Consider the following 16,341-nt stretch of genomic DNA (forward strand, 5'->3'; position numbering starts at 1 on the left):
GAGTGCTCGTCCGACGCACCATTTGATACGCGTACCGAACGTTTTCCCTAAGGCAATGTGTTGCGAGAATGCAGCGAAACGAATTTCTTCCAGACACCTGCGAGACACCGTTTGTCTACGCCGGCACGCGGCGGAAAACCGGCTTGACACGGCCGGGCGGCGGAGCCGCTGCGCGAGGTCCGGCGAAGGTGTGCGAAGAGTCCGGTTCCTGGCGCGGTTCGAGGCGCGCGGAGCGCCCGACCGTGCGAAGTTGCCTAGACAGGATTGGTCAGACCTGCAAGTCGAGGCGCGGCACCGCGTCGATGAGGTCTCGCGTGTAGGCCTGCTGCGGATGCTCGAGCACCGACGCGCTGTCGCCCTGCTCGACGATTCGCCCGGCCCGCATCACCGCGACGCGATCGGCGATGTACTCGACCACGCCGATGTTGTGCGTGATGAAGAGATAGGACACGCCGAGCTCGCGCTGCAGGTCGTGCAGCAGGTTCAGGATCTGCGCCTGCACCGATACGTCGAGCGCCGACGTCGGCTCGTCGCAGACGATCAGCCTGGGCTGCACCGCGAGTGCGCGCGCGATCGCGATGCGCTGGCGCTGGCCGCCCGAGAACTCGTGCGGATAGCGCGCCAGCGCATCGCGCCGCAGTCCGACCTGGTCGACCAGCGCCTCGATGCGCCGGCGGCGCGCACCGGCATCCAGCTCGGGCAGCAGCGCCGCCATGCCTTCGTCGAGGATGTCGGCGACGCGCATGCGCGGATTGAGCGAGGCGAACGGATCCTGGAAGATGATCTGGATGTCGCGCCGCGCCTGCGTCAGTGCCTGGCCCGAGAGCTCGAACAGGTTGCGTCCCTGCAGCAGCGCGTGGCCCTCGAACGAGGCGCTGCCGCGCAGCAGTTGCACGATGGCCTTGCCGGTCGTCGTCTTGCCGCAGCCCGACTCGCCCACCAGCGCGAGCGTCTCGCGCTCGGCCACCGAGAACGAGACGCCGTCCACCGCATCGAAGAAGCGCTTGCCACGCTGCAGCAGCCCGGTGCGGATCGGGAAGCGCACGCGCAGGTCGCGCACGTCCAGCAAGGTGGCGGCCGGCGCCGTCGCGGCGCGTGCCGGTGCACGCGGCGTCTCGACACGTGCGGTCGCGCCCGCGGCCGGTGCAATCGATGCACCAGGAGCGAACAGCAGGCAGCGCACGGCGTGCAGGTCGCCGTCCTGCTCGCGGCCGTGAATCCCGGCGAGCTCGGGCACGACGCTGGCGCAATGGGCCATCACGCGGTCGCAGCGCGGCGCGAAGCGGCAGCCGGCGAACGCCTGGGTCAGCACGGGAACGGTGCCGGGTATCGCCTGCAGCGCCTGGCCGCGGCGGCGCGCGTCGGGCAAGGCGCGCAGCAGCGCGCGGGCGTACGGATGCTTCGGGTTGGCGAAGAAGTCCTCGGCCGGGGCGACCTCGATGATCTGGCCGGCGTACATCAGCGCCACGCGATGCGCCATGCCCGCGACGACGGCCAGGTCGTGCGTGATCAGCAGCAGCCCCAGGCCCTGCTCCTTCTGCAGTTGCTTGAGCAGGTCCAGCACCTGCGCCTGGATCGTGACGTCGAGTGCGGTGGTGGGCTCGTCGGCGACGAGGAAGTCGGGCTCGGTGGCGAGCGTCATCGCGATCATCACGCGCTGCTTCTGGCCGCCGCTCATGCGGAACGGGTAGTCGTCGATGCGGCGCTCGGGCTCGGGGATGCCGACGCGGCGCAGCCACTCGATCGCCTTCGCGCGCGCCGCCGCGCCGCGCAGCGCGGTGTGCGCCTCGATCGCCTCGACGAGCTGCGCGCCGATCTTCATGACCGGGTTCAGGCTCGTCGACGGCTCCTGGAAGATCATGCCGATGCGCCCGCCGCGCACCTTGCGCATGGCGGCCTCGGGCAGCCCGAGCAGGTCGTCGCGATCGAGCCGGACCTCGCCGCCGGTGATGCGGCCGTTCTCGGGCAGCAGCCGCATCAGCGCGAGCGCCGTCATGCTCTTGCCGCAGCCGGACTCGCCCACCAGCGCGAAGGTCTCGCCGCGCTGGATCGCCAGCGTGAGGCCGTCGATGGCCTTGACGAGCCCGAGTTCGGCATCGAGCGCCACCTTGAGGTCTTGGGTCTGCAGCATGCTCAGGCCTGCGCCCTCTTCGCCGCGGGCCGGCGCGTGATGGCCAGGCGCGGGCGGAACGCGCGGGCGCGCGGATCGAACGCGTCGCGCACGCCGTCGGCGAACAGGTTGACGGCCAGCACCACGGTCACCATGAAGCCGAACGCGGCCGCGAAGCTCCACCACACCACCGGGTCGAGGCTCATCTCTTTGCGCGCCAGGTTGATCATGCCGCCGAAGCTGTTCATCGACGGATCGACGCCGACGCCGACGTACGACAGCACGGCCTCGTAGAGGATCAGCGACGAGAAGTCGAGCACGGTGACGATCAGCATCAGGTGCGCCACGTTCGGGAAGATGTGGCGCACCATGATGCGCATCGGGCCGACGCCGAACGCGCTGGCGGCCTGCACGTAGTCGAGCTCGCGCAGCTTCATCGTCTCGGCGCGCAGCAGGCGGCACAGGCCGGCCCAGCCGGTCAGGCCCAGCACCGTGCACAGCAGGAACAGCTTGACGTCGGCGCGCTCGACGCCGGTCTCGAACATGTCGGGGTGCTTGTCGAGGTAGACCTGCACCATCAGCACGCACGCGGCGATCAGCAGGATGTTGGGCACCGACGAGAGCACCGTGTAGAAGTACTGGATCACCTCGTCGACCCAGCCGCGGAAGTAGCCCGCCATGATGCCCAGCACGACGGCCAGCGGCAGCGTGGCGATGGTCGACAGCGCGCCGATGACGAACGCCGTGCGGATGCTCTTGAGCGCCTGGTACAGCACGTCGTTGCCCGTGGTGTCGGTGCCGAACACGTGGTACGCGCCCATCAGCGAGATCGCGACGCCGCTGAGTGTGGCGATGACGACCAGCGTCCACAGCGCCGCGCGCCACGGGATCTCGCCCTCGTTGCGCCAGACGCTGGCCGCGGTGTCGAGGAAGCCCGCGTCACGCGCCCGCGCGAGCAGCGCGAACAGCGCGAGCGCAGCCGCCGCCGCCAGCGCGAGTCCGAGCACGAGGCCGGTGAAGCCGCGCGACAGCAGGTCGCTGCCCCACTGGTGCTCGGGATCGGACAGCTGCGCGCCGCCGTGCAGCAGGCGCGGCGAGACGCGCTGCGGCTGGCCGTTGATGGTGACGGTGTCGCGCCGGTAGCTGACGTAGGCGAGCGGCCGCGAGTAGGTGACCTCGCGCGACGCGACGAGGTCCGACAGCACGAAGTCCAGGCCCGACTTCGTCACCGTGTCGTAGGCCACGCTGCCCGCCGGCGCGCCCGCGGCCGGCTTCAGCGCGGGACGGTAGTGCACGCTGTCGGCCATCGTGATGACGAGGCACAGCGCGAGGATCAGCGACGAGCACAGCGCCGGCGCGTCGCGGAACACCTTGCGCCAGCTGGCCTTGAGGTTGGGCGAGCGCGCCACCATCGCCGCGTAGGCGATCGTGAAGGCCACCAGCGCCCAGACGGTCGAGTCCGTCCACAGCAGAACGAATTTCGGCATCACGTCGGCCTCAACCCAGGCGAACCCGGGGATCGACCCAGGTGTAGGCGACGTCGATCAGCACGAACGTCGCGATGTACAGCAGCGAGCCGACGAACACCATCGTGCGCACGACGGCGAAGTCCTGCTTCGTGATGGCATCGATGACGTAGGCACCCAGGCCCGGCAGGCCGAAGAAGCTCTCGAAGACCAGGCTGCCGAGGAATACGTAGGGGAGGTACGAGCCCGCGCTGGTCACGATGGGCAGCAGCGCGTTGCGCAACACGTGGCGGAACAGCACTGCCGTCTCCGCCAGGCCCTTGGCGCGCGCGGTGCGCACGTAGTCCTTGCCGATCTCCTCGAGGAACATCGCGCGGTAAAGGCGCGCCTCGGTGCCCAGGCGCGAGATCAGCGACAGCACGATGGGCAGCAGCAGGAACTTGGCGACGTCCCAGCCCGGCACGTAGCCGGATATCGGCGCGATGCGCAGCAGCCGCGAGAACAGGAACTGGCCGACGATGATGTAGAACAGGCTGGAGATCGACAGCATCAGCACGCAGGCGACGACGCCCCAGAAGTCGAGCCGCGTGTGGCGGAACATCACCAGCAGCAGCGCGAACGCGGTGCTGGCCATCACCTGCAGGATGAACAGCGGCAGCGCCAGCTGCACGCTGACCCACATGCGCCGGCTCACCTCGGGGCCGATGTCGCCCGCGCTCTCGGCGTCGGCGCGGCCGAAGCGCAGCTCGAACAGCGAGACCGAGCGCTCCCAGAAGATGGTGTCGGTCAGGCGCTCGGCGCCCTGCTTCGCGTCGTTGACGTACAGCGGCTTGTCGTAGCCGCGCGAGGCCTTCCACTTGTCGATCAGGTCCTGCGTGACGTGCTTGCCGCCGATGTTCAGGCGGGCCATGTCGTCGGGCGTGTTGACCGTGAAGAACAGGAAGAACGTGAGCAGGTTCACGCCCAGCAGGATGAGCGCGCCGTAGAGGAAGCGGCGGACGAGGTGGGAGAACATCCGGGTGACCTTCAGGCGGGCAGCAGTTCGCCGCGCGCATTCAGGCGCTCGCGTCGCCTGAAGCTCTGGACGGCCAGCAGCAACAGGCCCGCGAACGCCAGCGTGAGCACGACCATCGGCCACCAGACGGGCCTGTTCCACTCGGCCTGCGCGCGGCGGCGCTCGTCGACGTCGATGCGCAGGTAGCGCCCGTGGTCGCGGATCAGCAGCGCGGCCTTGGAGTTGTAGACCCAGTGCTGCACGGCGTCAGATGAATACGGGAAGTAGCCCCAGGACCAAGGCGCGTCCTGGCGCAGCATGTCCACCATCTGATCGATCAAGGCCTGCTTGCGAGGGCCATCGGGCAGGCTGCGCATCTCCTCGAACAGCGCGTCGTAGCGCGGGTTGCGGTAGTTGGACTGGTTCTCGCCGTCGGACAGGCTCTTGGAGTTCGGCCCGTAGAACAGGACGAGGAAGTTCTCGGCGTCCGGGTAGTCGGCGTTCCAGCCGGTCCAGAACACCTGATGCTTGCCCTTGCGTATCTTGTCCTGGAACTGGTTGTTGTCGGTGGCGCGCACCTCAAGCTGGATGTCGAGCTTGGCGAACTGACGCACGACCCAGTCGATCTCGATCTTGCGCTCCGGCGTCGGCAGCGCGTAGAAGTCGTAGTTCAGCACCAGCGGCCGCCCGGTGGCCGCGTCGCGCCCGCCGGGATAGCCGGCCTCCACCATCAACGCCCGGGCGTCCTCGATCGAACGCCTGACGGGCACGCCGCCGACCAGGCGATGCGTGACCGGGTTCACGCCGGCCGCGGTCTGCTGACGCGATCCGAAGATGCCGGCGGGTATCGGGCCCATCGCCGCCGGTCCGGCGCGGTACGGGAATACCTTCGCAAACTCCTCCCAGTCGATGGCGATGGAGATGGCCTCGCGCAACTTGCGATGGCGTTCGGCCTCCTGGGGCGTGGCGCCGTCGCCGATCACCGGATCCAGCATGTTGAAGGCGATGACGTAGCTCCAGACATCATCGAAGCGGTCGAGCCGGAAGCCCTTCGCGTCGTAGTCCTTGCGGACCTCGTCGGAGTTCTCCTTCTCGACGATGTACTCCATGCCCTTGTCCGTGCGGTCGAACACCTCCAGGTCGTAATAGCCCTGGCGGAACTTGGCGCGCTGAGGCACCTGCTCCCGCTCGGCGACGACCACGATCTTGTCGACGAACGGCGTCTTCTTGCCGCAGTCGTCCAGCAGGCCGGCCTCCTTGTCGCCCGGCGCGCCTTCGCAAGGGTAGGGCTCGCCGCGGTAGTTCGGATTGCGCAGCATCACCTGCAGCCGGTCCTTGTGGTATTCCGACAGCATGAACGGTCCGGTGCCTACCGGCCAGATGTCATAGGTGAGGTTCGCCACGGCCATGCCCGGCTGGGCGTAGAACTCCTCCGCTTCCCAGGGCACGGGCGCCATGAACGTCATCGCCATCCAGTAGTTCCACTGCGGATAGCGGCCCTTGATGCGCACGCGGAAGGTGTACTTGTCGAGCGCGAACGCCCCTGCCAGCGGGTACTTGCGGAAATCGAGGAACGGCCGGTCGAGGCTGGCGGGATCGCTGCCGGCGCGCAGCTTCGCGTCCTCGAGCTTGATCAGCTGGCCGTAGTCGGCCAGGCCGATCACGTGTTCCGAGAAGATGCTGTAGACGGGCGCGGTGATGCGCGTGGTGGCCTGGCGCTTGATGGCATAGACGAAGTCGTCGGCCACCAGTTCGCGCGTGCCGGTCTTCTCGAACTCCCACGGCGAGGAGCGTCCGGCGAGCTCGCCCGGCTTCAGGTGGTGATAGAGGAAGTTGCCGGCGGCATCGCGCGCGAACGCCGGATGCGGCTGGTAGAGGATGCCGTGCTTGATGTGCACGTCGTAGACGCTCTCGGCGATCTGCTCGATCGGCGCGTCCTGCGGCAATTCGTGGCCGTCCTTGTCGAGAAAGCGCGGCTGCGCGACGGCCTCGGCCGACTTGCCCACGAGCTCGTAGGGCCGCTTCAGGTAGTGATACCCGTAGGGCGGCTCGTAGATCTGCATCGTGAACGTGAGATCGTTGGACCAGTAGGACGCCACCGAATCCATGTGCCGCGGCGAGTTCTCCTGCATGGCCGTGAACAGCGTGTTCTGCGACGCCGCGCCGCTTTCCCAGGGGCTGTTGTCGCAGCCCGCCAGCGACGCCAGCAAGGCGCACGCCGCGAGCCACGCAGCGCCGCCCCAACGACCAAACACACCGCCCATGCGGATCTCCAGAACTCGAGCGGCGGCGCGGAGAACGATTCCGCCCGGCTCGCCAACAAAACAAAACCGCCTCCGCCAACCTTCGGGTTGTGCCCGAGGCCGCGCGAGGCGTGCGTGCCAATTTTAAAGGCACCCCGCAGGGCGCCCCCTAGGGGTTTTCAGCCCTGTTGCAGTGCAGCAAGCAAGGGTCGGGCCCGGCGTGTTCAGCGCTTGGAGAGCGCTTGCCTAGACAAGCCGTTCAGTGGTCGTGGTGCGCGTGGCCGTCGTGGTCGTGGCCGTGGCCGTCGTGGCCAGGGTGGTGATGCGCATGATCCTCGTCCCAGCCCAGGAACGCGTCGCGTCCCTGCACCACCAGGTGGCCCTTGACGCCGAACGGCACCGTCACCTTGGTCGGCACGTGGCCGAACGGGAAGCCGGTGAGGACGGGGACGTTCACCAGCGAGCGCAGGTGCGCCACCACCGTCTTGAGCGTGTAGCCGCGATCCAGCGGCGACTTCTTCCAGTCGCTGAACGCACCCAGGAGGATCGCCTTCTGCGACGCCAGCACGCCGGCCTGGTGCAGTTGCAGCAGCATGCGCTCGACGCGGTACGGATGCTCGCCGACGTCCTCCAGCATCAGCACCCCGCCCCTGACCTTGGGCCAATGCGGCGTGCCCAGCAGCGAGCACAGCATCGCGAGATTGCCGCCCCACATCAGGCCGCGCGTGTCCAGGCCGTCGAAGCCGGACTCGGTGCGGAAGCCCACCGCCTCCAGCGCGCCGGTCATCGCCTCGGCGAAGCAGTCGGGCGTCACCTCGTCGAGCTCGTCGCGGCCGAAGTCGTCGCAGGCGTGCGGGCCCCACCAGGTCGGCGCCTTCTTGTGCGCGAGCAGGCCCATCTGCAGCGCGGTCAGGTCGCTGTAGCCGACCCAGCGCGTGCCGGCCTCGACGCTCGCGGCAAGCAGCGACCAGTCGAGCCGATCGAGCAGCCGCGTGAGTCCGTAGCCGCCGCGCGTGGCCAGCGCGATGCCCGGGCGCGCGCGCGCGACGCGGTGGATCGCCTCGAGCCGCACGTCGTCCTCGCCGCCGAAGCGCAGGTGCTTCGCGAGCGCGGCTTCGTCGATCGCGACGTCGAAGCCCAGCTTCTTCAGGCGCTTGGCGGCGAGCTTCAGCGGCCCGCCCTTGGCGAGGACGCCGGAGGGCGTGTACAGGATCAGCGAGGTCATGGCGCGTCCGGGGAATCGGGGAAGGAAGGATCGATCTCGGTGGCGACGCCGACCGGGATCGCGTCGTCGACGGTCACGTCGGCGACGGGGATGGCTGGGTCTTCTGCAGGCGCCTGCAACGCGGCCTGGCGTGCCTTGTGGGCGGCGCGGCGCTCGACGAAGAAGTCGCGCAGCAGCGTGCCGCATTCGTTCTCCAGGCAGCCGCCGACCACCGTGGTCTGGTGATTGAGCTGGCGCACCGAGAACAGGTCGATCACGGAGCCCGCGGCGCCGGTCTTCGGATCGCGCGCGCCGAACACGACGCGCTTGAAGCGCGCGTGGATCAGCGCCATCGCGCACATCGCGCACGGCTCCAGCGTGACGACGAGGGTGCACTCGGGCAGGCGGTAGTTGTCCAGCAGCTGGGCCGCGTGGCGCAGCGCCACGAGCTCGGCGTGTGCGGTCGGATCGGTGGTGGTGATGGGCCGGTTGTAGCCGGTGGCCACGACCTGCGGCACGCCGTCGGCGTCGTCCCTCAGGATGACCGCGCCGACCGGCACCTCGCCCACCAGCCACGCGTTCTGGGCCTGGTCCAGCGCCTGGCGCATCGCGCGTTCCTCGGCCGGGCTGAACGGGGACGGCGGCACCTCCGGCGCGAGGTCGGACGCCGCGTCGACGGTCGTGGACGCGTTCAACGGCTGCCGTCCTCGCCGGCGCTGGCGGCCCGGTCGGCCGTGTGCTGCGCGGCCGCCTTCATGGCCGCGTCGAGCTGGCGCTGGTACTGCTGCACCTGGTTCGCCGGCGTGCCGGACAACGCGCCCGACGCCGCATCCGACGCCGCCGCCGACGCCATCGATCGCTGGGTCGCCTTCAACTGGGCGCGCATCGACAGCGCGACGACGGCCAGGACGATCAGCAGCGATCCGATGGTCAGCATGGCTCTCATGGCGGGAATGTGCGAAGCAGGCGAAGCGCGCATTATCGCGGCTGTTCGGCAAGTCCATCGCGCGGCAGCGAGATCCCGCCTTGGCTACCATGGCCGCGCTTGTTCCACTGTCTAGCAGCTGCGCCATGACCACCCCACTCCAGGCCATTCCCGTCAACCGCATCGACGGTGCCCCCACGACCCTCGGCGCCTACGCCGGCAAGGTGCTGCTGGTCGTCAACGTCGCCTCCAGGTGCGGCCTCACCCCGCAGTACGAAGGCCTCGAGAAGCTCTACGAGGACAAGCGCGCGCAAGGCCTGGAGGTGCTGGGCTTTCCGGCCAACAACTTCGGCGCGCAGGAGCCCGGCAGCGACGCCGAGATCAGCCAGTTCTGCTCGCTCACCTACGACGTCAAGTTCCCGCTGTTCTCCAAGATCTCGGTGCTCGGCGCCGACCAGCACCCGCTCTACGCGAACCTGACCGCCGCCCAGCCGGAGGCCCTCGGCGCCGCGCCGTTCCGCGAGGAACTGAAGGGCTACGGCATCCAGCCGGGCGACCCGAAGGACGTCATGTGGAACTTCGAGAAGTTCCTCGTCGGCCGCGACGGCCACGTCGTCGCGCGCTTCGCGCCCGACACCGCGCCCGACGATGCGCGGCTGCTGAAGGCGATTGACGCGGCGCTGGCGGCCTGAGCTGCCGCATTAGCATGGCGGCATGTGCTCCAACTACCGCCCCGTCACGCGCCTCGATCGACTGCTGACATTCTTCGGCGTCGAGCGCGAGAAGGACGAGGCGCCCGACGACGTCTTCCCGACCGGCATGGCGCCGTTCATCCGCCTGTCGATCGAGGGCCAGGAAGGCGGCCCGCCGGCGCTGGTCGCCGAGGACGGCATGTTCGGACTGCTGCCCGGCTTCGCGACGGAGCTCGCCTTCGGACGACGCACCTACAACGCACGCAGCGAGACGATCGCCACCCTGCCCAGCTTCCGGCAGCCCTGGGCCGCGGGACAACGCTGCATCATCCCGGCCGAGGCAGTCTTCGAGCCTTGCTACGAGAGCGGCAAGGCCGTGCGCTGGCGCGTCTCGCAGCATGGCGACGTGCCGATGGGCATCGCCGGCCTGTACCGGCGCTGGCGCAATCCGAAAGGCGGCGAGCTCTTCACGTTCACGATGATCACCGTCAACGCGGACACGCATCCGGTCTACAGGCGCCTGTTCAAGCCTGGCGACGAGAAGCGCATGGTCGTCATCCTCGACCCCGCGGACTACCTGCCCTGGCTGACCTGTGGCCTGCCCGACGCGCCGCGCTTCTTCAAGGCCTGGCCCGGCCCGCTGCTGGCCGAGCCGGCGCCGCTGGCGCGCGCGCCCAGGGCCGCCACCGAACCGCCGGCCAGGGACGAGATCCTGCCGCCCAAGCCGCCGAAGCCGGCCCCGCCGCCGCCGGAGCCGCCGGCGCAGGGCAGCCTCTTCTAGCCGCGCCCGTGGCCTGCGTCACAATGGCTCGCCAACGTCCTTCGCAAGGAGCCCGCCGATGATGCCCACGATTGTCCGAACCGGCCTGCTGGCGCTGGCCCTGTCGACGTCGCCGGCGTGGGCCCAGGCGCCGGCCGATGGCGGCCTGCAGGTCAAGGTGCAGAAGAACGGCGATGTCGTCGCCGTCGATGCGTCCATCACGATCGCGGGCACGCCGCAGGAAGTCTGGAACGTGCTCTCGGACTTCGACCACATGGCCGGCTTCCTGCACGGCCTGGACTCGAGCAGGATCACGGCCAGGGACGGCGACGTCTGGCAGATCGAGCAGAAGGGGCACAGCTCGCACGCCGGCTTCTCGTTCAGCTTCGAATCGCAGCGCGAGGTGCACGTGCGGCCGCTGGAGTCGCTGCAGTCGCACCTGATCCGCGGCACCCTGAAGAAGCACGACACGCTGACGCAGCTGGCCCCCGACGGCGACGCCACGCGCGTGACCTACCACGCGGACTCCGTCGCGGGCGTCTGGGTGCCGCCGCTGCTGGGCCCGTCGGTGGTCGAGGGCGAGGTGCGCCAGCAGTTCCAGGACATCCAGGCGGAAGTCCTGAAGCGCAAGGCGGCTCACTGATCGTCGCCGGAGCCGCCTTCGCCGCTCACTCCCACTCGATGGTCGCGGGCGGCTTGCTCGACACGTCGTAGGTCACGCGGTTGATGCCGCGCACCTCGTTGATGATGCGGCCCGACACCTTCTTCAGCAGCCCGTACGGCAGCTCGGCCCAGTCGGCCGTCATGAAGTCGCTGGTCTGCACGGCGCGCAGCGCGACGACGTAGTCATAGGTGCGGCCGTCGCCCATCACGCCCACGCTCTTGACGGGCAGGAACACCGTGAAGGCCTGGCTGGTCAGCTCGTACCAGTTCTTGCCGGTGGCCGAGTCCGTCCAGTTGCGCAGTTCCTCGATGAAGATCGCATCGGCGCGGCGCAGCAGGTCGGCGTATTCCTTCTTCACCTCGCCGAGGATGCGCACGCCCAGGCCCGGGCCCGGGAACGGATGGCGGTAGACCATCTCGGGCGGCAGCCCGAGTGCGACACCCAGCTCGCGCACCTCGTCCTTGAACAGGTCGCGCAGCGGCTCCAGCAGCTTCAGGCCCAGCTGTTCGGGCAGGCCGCCGACGTTGTGGTGGCTCTTGATCGTCGTGGCCTTCTTGGTCTTCGCGCCGCCGGACTCGACGACGTCCGGATAGATCGTGCCCTGCGCCAGCCACTGCGCGCCCTTGTGGCCGCCGTCGCCGGCCTTGAGCTTCGCGGCCTCGGCCTTGAACACTTCCACGAACTCGCGGCCGATGATCTTGCGCTTCTGCTCGGGGTCGGTGACGCCGGCGAGATGACCCAGGAACTGCGCGCTGGCGTCGACGTGCACGACCTTCGCGTGCAGGCGGCCGGCGAACATCTCCATCACCATCTTGCCTTCGTCCAGGCGCAGCAGGCCGTGGTCGACGAACACGCAGGTGAGCTGGTCGCCGATCGCGCGGTGGATCAGCGCCGCGGCCACGCTCGAATCGACGCCGCCGGACAGGCCGAGGATCACCTCCTCGTCGCCGACCTGCTCGCGGATGCGCTTGACGGCTTCCTCGACGTGGTCGGTCATGATCCAGTCGGCCTTGGCGCCGGCGATGTTCAGCACGAAGCGCTCGAGCAGCGCCTTGCCCTGCACCGTATGCGTCACTTCCGGGTGGAACTGCACGCCGTAGTAGCCGCGCGATTCGTCGGCGATGCCGGCGATCGGGCAGTTGCCGGTGCTGGCCATCAACGAGAAGCCCGGCGGCAGCTTGGTGACCTTGTCGCCGTGGCTCATCCACACCTTGAGCATGCCGTGGCCTTCCGGCGTGATGAAGTCCTCGATGCCATCGAGCAGCCTGGTGTGGCCGTGCGCGCGCACCTCGGCGTAGCCGAACTCGCGCTCGTGCGCGGGCTCCACCTCGCCGCCCTGCTGCACGGTCATCGTGAACATGCCGTAGCAGATGCCCAGCACCGGCACCTTCGAGTCCCACACCGCCTGCGGGGCGCGCAGCTCGGCGTCCTCGTACGTGCTCGCGTGGCTGCCCGACAGGATGATGCCCTTGGCGCCGAACGAACGGATGAAGTCGTCGGACACGTCGTTGGGATGGATCTCGCAGTAGACGTGCGCCTCGCGCACGCGGCGCGCGATCAGCTGCGTGACCTGGGAGCCGAAATCGAGGATGAGGATCTTGTCGTGCATGGCGGCTGGGGCGTTGAGGAATCGGATGTCAGGGATTCGCGGGCATGGGCGTGCCCGTCGAATCGGCGTGGAGGCGGCGGAAATGGAGGATCGTCATCGCCATGGCGCACAGCTGCAGCAGCGCGCACAGGTAGTAAGGCAGGCCGAGGCGCCAGTCGCCGCGCGGGGCGCCGGCGACGGTGCGCAGCAGCAGCGGGCCGACGACGGGCGCGAGCACCGCGGTGAGGCTTTGCAGGCCGGCGACGGCGCCCATCGTCTGGCCCTGGGTCTTCTCGTCGGCGGCGTTGGCGATCAGCGTCTGCAGTGACGCGCCCGCCGCGAAGCCCAGCACGTTGCAGGCGATGACCGCATACATCATCCAGCCCTGCGGGGCCGCGCCCCAGCAGACGTAGGCGATGGCCGAGGACACCAGGCCCAGCACCACCAGCCGCTGCACCGGCATCATCTTCGTCAGCCGGCCCACCAGCACGCCCTGCACGAGCACCGACATCGCGCCGACCGCGCACAGCGACCAGCCGATCTGCTGCGGCTCCCAGCCGAACTTCAGCTGCGTGTAGAGCGCCCACGTGCCCTGCAGGATGAACTGTGCCAGCGAAGCGAACGTGACTACCCCCAGCAGCGCGCCCATGCTTTTCAGCTGCGCCAGGTGCATCAGCGAGCCGACCGGGTTGGCGCGCGCCCAGCGGAACGGCTGGCGCCGCTCGCGCGGCAGCGACTCGGGCAGGACGAAGAATCCGTAGAGCCAGTTGGTGACGGCCAGGCCGCCGGCGACGAAGAACGGCAGGCGCAGGTTGATGCCGCCCAGCAGGCCGCCCAGCACGGGGCCGAGGATGAAGCCGAGGCCGAACATCGCGCCCAGCATGCCGAAGCGCCTGGCGCGCTCCTCGGGCGGCGTGATGTCGGAGACGTAGGCGTTGGCCACCGCGATGTTGGCCTGCAGCGCGCCGCTGACCAGGCGCACCGCGATCAGCATCCACAGGGCCGTGGCCAGCGCCGTGACGAAGAAGCTCAGCGCCAGGCCGCTGAAGCCGATCAGCAGCACGGGACGCCGGCCGTAGCGGTCGGACAGCGCGCCCAGGATCGGCGAGCCGATGAAGTTGGCGATGGCGAACGCCATCGAGACCCACGCGTACGCCCCGACCTGCGCGGCGGCCGTCGTCTCGAAGCTTGCCACCAGCTTGGGCAGCACCGGGATGATCAGGCCGATCGAGATCATGTCGATCAGCACCGTGGCCATGATGAACGGCATCGCCGCCTGGCGCTTGCCGGAGGCGGTGGCTTCGACGACGGGGGCTTGGTCTGCGCTCACGGTGGCTGGTTGAAGGAGGTTGTCTCGTGCCGGCCATCCGTGCGGCCGGTCTTCGAAGGAGTCCGAAGCGCAACCGCCCGGCGAACCGGGCGGCTGTCCTTCAGCGTCGCGTCACTCAGTCGGCGCGGTAGTTGGGCGCTTCCTTGGTGATCTGCACGTCGTGCACATGGCTCTCGCGAATGCCCGCCGACGTGATCTCGACGAACTCCGCCTTGTTGCGCATGTCGTCGATGGTCGGGCAGCCGCAGTAGCCCATCGACGCGCGCAGGCCGCCGGCCATCTGGAACAGGATCGACACGACCGAGCCCTTGTAGGGCACGCGGCCCTCGATGCCTTCGGGCACCAGCTTGTCGGCGTTCGGGTTGTCGTCGGCTTCCTGGAAGTAGCGATCGGCCGAGCCGGCCTTCATCGCGCCGATCGAGCCCATGCCGCGGTAGCTCTTGTAGCTGCGGCCCTGGAACAGGATGACCTCGCCCGGCGCCTCTTCGGTGCCGGCGAACATGCCGCCCATCATCACGGTGCTCGCGCCCGCGGCGATGGCCTTGGCGATGTCGCCCGAGTAGCGGATGCCGCCGTCGCCGATCAGCGGCACGCCGGTGCCCTGCAGCGCGGTGGCGACGTTGTCGATGGCCATGACCTGCGGCACGCCGACGCCCGCGACGATGCGCGTGGTGCAGATCGAGCCCGGGCCGATGCCCACCTTGACGGCGTCGGCGCCGGCCTCGGCCAGCGCCAGCGCGGCCGCGCCGGTGGCGATGTTGCCGCCGATGACGTCGACATTCGGGAAGTTCTTCTTGACCCACTTGACGCGGTCGATCACGCCCTGGCTGTGGCCGTGCGCGGTGTCGACGACGATCGCATCCACGCCGGCCCTGGCCAGCGCCTCGACGCGCTCCTCGGTGCCGTCGCCGACACCGACGGCCGCCGCGACGCGCAGCTTGCCGTGCGAGTCGCGCGCGGCGTTGGGGAAGGTGTTCTGCTTGGTGATGTCCTTGACGGTGAACAGCCCGCGCAGCTCGAAGGCGTCGTTGACGACCAGCACGCGCTCCAGCTTGTGGCGGTGCATCAGCTCCTTGGCCACGGCCAGCGAGGTGCCCTCCGGCACGGTGATCAGGCGCTCCTGCGGCGTCATGATCTCGCGCACCGGCGCGTCCATGCGCGTCTCGAAGCGCAGGTCGCGGTTGGTGACGATGCCGACGACGCGGCCGTTGTCCACCACCGGGAAGCCCGACACGCCGTGCAGCTTCGACAGCTCCACGACGTCGCGCACGCGCGCGCCCGGGGCGATCGTCACCGGATCGCGCAGCAGGCCCGATTCGTAGCGCTTGACGCGCGCGACTTCGGCGGCCTGCTGCATGGCCGTCAGGTTCTTGTGGATGACGCCGATGCCGCCTTCCTGCGCGATCGCGATCGCCAGGCGGGCCTCCGTCACGGTGTCCATCGCTGCCGAGACGACGGGCAGGTTCAGGATGATGTTGCGGGTGAAATGAGTCCGCAGGCTGGTGTCGCGGGGCAACACCTGGGAATATGCCGGCACCAACAACACGTCGTCGAAGGTGAGCGCTTTGCCTAGAAGGCGCATAGAGGAAGCTCCAGACGCAAAAGCGGATTATACGGACTCCGCGACGCCTTGCTCGACCGCCCCGTCGAGAACACCTTCACGACGCGGGGCAGACAGGCCCATCGGTTTGCGATTTGTCACCACTGCAGAGCACTACACTGGCGGCCGGCATTGCCGAAGACACGAGAATGTCAACGTGCCGACGTCGCGCCACGTTGGTCCCACACACTCCTGCGCCTGCCGAACCGGCGGCCCTCAACTCCATGCAAAAGACCGCCCTGCCCCTCGCCGCCTGCCTGCTGGCGTTCGCCGTCGCCGGCGCACACGCACAGACACTCTGGAAGTGGCGCGACGCCTCGGGTCAGGTGCACATCAGCGACACCGCGCCGCCCCCGGGCACGCCGGCCAAGAACATCATCAGCGGCCCGCCGGTCGCCACGTCGACGAAGGCGGTCTCGCTTGCGCCCGCCGCGGCCGACCCCCAGGCCTCGGCCGCGACTCCGGCAGCGGCCCCGGCCGCGTCGTCCGCGCTCGACAAGAAGAAGGCCGCCGCCGACCAGGCCAAGGCCGACCAGGCCAAGGCCGACCGCGCCGCCGCCGAGGCCAAGACCGCCGCGCTGCGCAAGGACAACTGCGCCCGCGGCCAGGCCGCGCTCACCGAGCTGCAGAGCGGCCTGCGCATGGCCCGCCTCAACGACAAGGGCGAGCGCGAGGTGCTGGACGACAGCGCCCGCGCCGCCGAGATCAAGCATACGCAAGACGTGATCTCGTCCAACTGCGGGCCGCTTCCGGCGGCCCAGTGAA

Annotated in this window: 14 protein-coding genes; 4 read left to right on the forward strand and 10 right to left on the reverse strand. The window is 69.1% G+C overall.

What is annotated here, in order from left to right:
* Positions 1–268: 268 nt before the first annotated feature.
* The 7 genes from LPC04_RS12250 to LPC04_RS12280 all read right to left on the reverse strand — a co-directional run bounded on the left by LPC04_RS12250 (position 269) and on the right by LPC04_RS12280 (position 8,963).
* Positions 269–2,131, reverse strand: a complete 1,863-nt coding sequence (locus tag LPC04_RS12250) for an ABC transporter ATP-binding protein (RefSeq protein WP_275682505.1) — start codon at positions 2,129–2,131, stop codon at positions 269–271.
* Between the two features lie 2 nt (positions 2,132–2,133).
* The gene (locus LPC04_RS12255) at positions 2,134–3,597 is read right to left on the reverse strand and encodes an ABC transporter permease (protein ID WP_275682506.1); all 1,464 of its coding nucleotides are present in this window, start codon (positions 3,595–3,597) and stop codon (positions 2,134–2,136) included.
* A 10-nt stretch (positions 3,598–3,607) separates the two neighbouring features.
* Complete coding sequence (locus LPC04_RS12260; RefSeq protein ID WP_275682507.1) at positions 3,608–4,591, reverse strand: ABC transporter permease; 984 nt, start codon at positions 4,589–4,591, stop codon at positions 3,608–3,610.
* An 11-nt stretch (positions 4,592–4,602) separates the two neighbouring features.
* Entirely contained in the window at positions 4,603–6,834 is a 2,232-nt protein-coding gene (locus LPC04_RS12265; RefSeq protein ID WP_275682508.1) for an ABC transporter substrate-binding protein, read from the reverse strand.
* A 238-nt stretch (positions 6,835–7,072) separates the two neighbouring features.
* Entirely contained in the window at positions 7,073–8,038 is a 966-nt protein-coding gene (locus LPC04_RS12270) for an LD-carboxypeptidase (protein WP_275682509.1), read from the reverse strand.
* Positions 8,035–8,625 carry a tRNA adenosine(34) deaminase TadA gene (gene tadA / locus LPC04_RS12275; protein WP_275682667.1) on the reverse strand — a complete coding sequence of 197 codons (591 nt, stop codon included), beginning with the start codon at positions 8,623–8,625 and terminating at the stop codon, positions 8,035–8,037. Before tadA ends, LPC04_RS12270 begins: the two co-directional genes overlap by 4 nt.
* Before the next feature lie 83 nt (positions 8,626–8,708).
* Complete coding sequence (locus tag LPC04_RS12280) at positions 8,709–8,963, reverse strand: hypothetical protein (protein WP_275682510.1); 255 nt, start codon at positions 8,961–8,963, stop codon at positions 8,709–8,711.
* 125 nt (positions 8,964–9,088) lie between these two features.
* Here LPC04_RS12280 and LPC04_RS12285 point away from each other — a divergent pair, with 125 nt between their 5' ends.
* The 3 genes from LPC04_RS12285 to LPC04_RS12295 are packed head-to-tail and all read left to right on the forward strand — an operon-like array spanning position 9,089 to position 11,037.
* Positions 9,089–9,634, forward strand: coding sequence for a glutathione peroxidase (locus tag LPC04_RS12285; RefSeq protein WP_275682511.1), 546 nt, complete (start codon positions 9,089–9,091; stop codon positions 9,632–9,634).
* 22 nt (positions 9,635–9,656) lie between these two features.
* A complete protein-coding gene (locus LPC04_RS12290) occupies positions 9,657–10,415 on the forward strand; it encodes an SOS response-associated peptidase (protein ID WP_275682512.1) in 759 nt (252 codons plus the stop codon).
* Between the two features lie 58 nt (positions 10,416–10,473).
* Positions 10,474–11,037: an SRPBCC family protein gene (locus LPC04_RS12295; protein ID WP_275682513.1), complete on the forward strand. Its 564-nt coding sequence runs from the start codon at positions 10,474–10,476 to the stop codon at positions 11,035–11,037.
* Between the two features lie 25 nt (positions 11,038–11,062).
* Here the strand turns inward: LPC04_RS12295 and guaA are convergent, their stop codons facing one another.
* The 3 genes from guaA to guaB form a co-directional block, all read right to left on the reverse strand.
* Positions 11,063–12,667 carry a glutamine-hydrolyzing GMP synthase gene (gene guaA, locus LPC04_RS12300; RefSeq protein WP_275682514.1) on the reverse strand — a complete coding sequence of 535 codons (1,605 nt, stop codon included), beginning with the start codon at positions 12,665–12,667 and terminating at the stop codon, positions 11,063–11,065.
* A gap of 28 nt (positions 12,668–12,695) precedes the next feature.
* Positions 12,696–13,976 carry an MFS transporter gene (locus LPC04_RS12305; protein WP_275682515.1) on the reverse strand — a complete coding sequence of 427 codons (1,281 nt, stop codon included), beginning with the start codon at positions 13,974–13,976 and terminating at the stop codon, positions 12,696–12,698.
* Between the two features lie 115 nt (positions 13,977–14,091).
* Positions 14,092–15,558, reverse strand: coding sequence for an IMP dehydrogenase (guaB, locus tag LPC04_RS12310; RefSeq protein WP_275682516.1), 1,467 nt, complete (start codon positions 15,556–15,558; stop codon positions 14,092–14,094).
* 242 nt (positions 15,559–15,800) lie between these two features.
* Here guaB and LPC04_RS12315 point away from each other — a divergent pair, with 242 nt between their 5' ends.
* Positions 15,801–16,340 carry a DUF4124 domain-containing protein gene (locus tag LPC04_RS12315; RefSeq protein ID WP_275682517.1) on the forward strand — a complete coding sequence of 180 codons (540 nt, stop codon included), beginning with the start codon at positions 15,801–15,803 and terminating at the stop codon, positions 16,338–16,340.
* The last annotated feature ends 1 nt before the right edge of the window (position 16,341 follow it).

Origin of the sequence: Scleromatobacter humisilvae (genome assembly GCF_023231945.1) — a bacterium.
Lineage (GTDB): Bacteria > Pseudomonadota > Gammaproteobacteria > Burkholderiales > Burkholderiaceae_C > Scleromatobacter > Scleromatobacter humisilvae.

Bases quoted from the DNA above. Each gene is read 5' to 3' on its own strand.
- LPC04_RS12250 (WP_275682505.1), bottom strand. From the start codon at position 2,131: ATGCTGCAGACCCAAGACCTCAAGGTGGCGCTCGATGCCGAACTCGGG.
- LPC04_RS12255 (WP_275682506.1), bottom strand. From the start codon at position 3,597: ATGCCGAAATTCGTTCTGCTGTGGACGGACTCGACCGTCTGGGCGCTG.
- LPC04_RS12260 (WP_275682507.1), bottom strand. From the start codon at position 4,591: ATGTTCTCCCACCTCGTCCGCCGCTTCCTCTACGGCGCGCTCATCCTG.
- LPC04_RS12265 (WP_275682508.1), bottom strand. From the start codon at position 6,834: ATGGGCGGTGTGTTTGGTCGTTGGGGCGGCGCTGCGTGGCTCGCGGCG.
- LPC04_RS12270 (WP_275682509.1), bottom strand. From the start codon at position 8,038: ATGACCTCGCTGATCCTGTACACGCCCTCCGGCGTCCTCGCCAAGGGC.
- tadA (WP_275682667.1), bottom strand. From the start codon at position 8,625: ATGCGCCAGGCGCTGGACCAGGCCCAGAACGCGTGGCTGGTGGGCGAG.
- LPC04_RS12280 (WP_275682510.1), bottom strand. From the start codon at position 8,963: ATGAGAGCCATGCTGACCATCGGATCGCTGCTGATCGTCCTGGCCGTC.
- LPC04_RS12285 (WP_275682511.1), top strand. From the start codon at position 9,089: ATGACCACCCCACTCCAGGCCATTCCCGTCAACCGCATCGACGGTGCC.
- LPC04_RS12290 (WP_275682512.1), top strand. From the start codon at position 9,657: ATGTGCTCCAACTACCGCCCCGTCACGCGCCTCGATCGACTGCTGACA.
- LPC04_RS12295 (WP_275682513.1), top strand. From the start codon at position 10,474: ATGATGCCCACGATTGTCCGAACCGGCCTGCTGGCGCTGGCCCTGTCG.
- guaA (WP_275682514.1), bottom strand. From the start codon at position 12,667: ATGCACGACAAGATCCTCATCCTCGATTTCGGCTCCCAGGTCACGCAG.
- guaB (WP_275682516.1), bottom strand. From the start codon at position 15,558: ATGCGCCTTCTAGGCAAAGCGCTCACCTTCGACGACGTGTTGTTGGTG.
- LPC04_RS12315 (WP_275682517.1), top strand. From the start codon at position 15,801: ATGCAAAAGACCGCCCTGCCCCTCGCCGCCTGCCTGCTGGCGTTCGCC.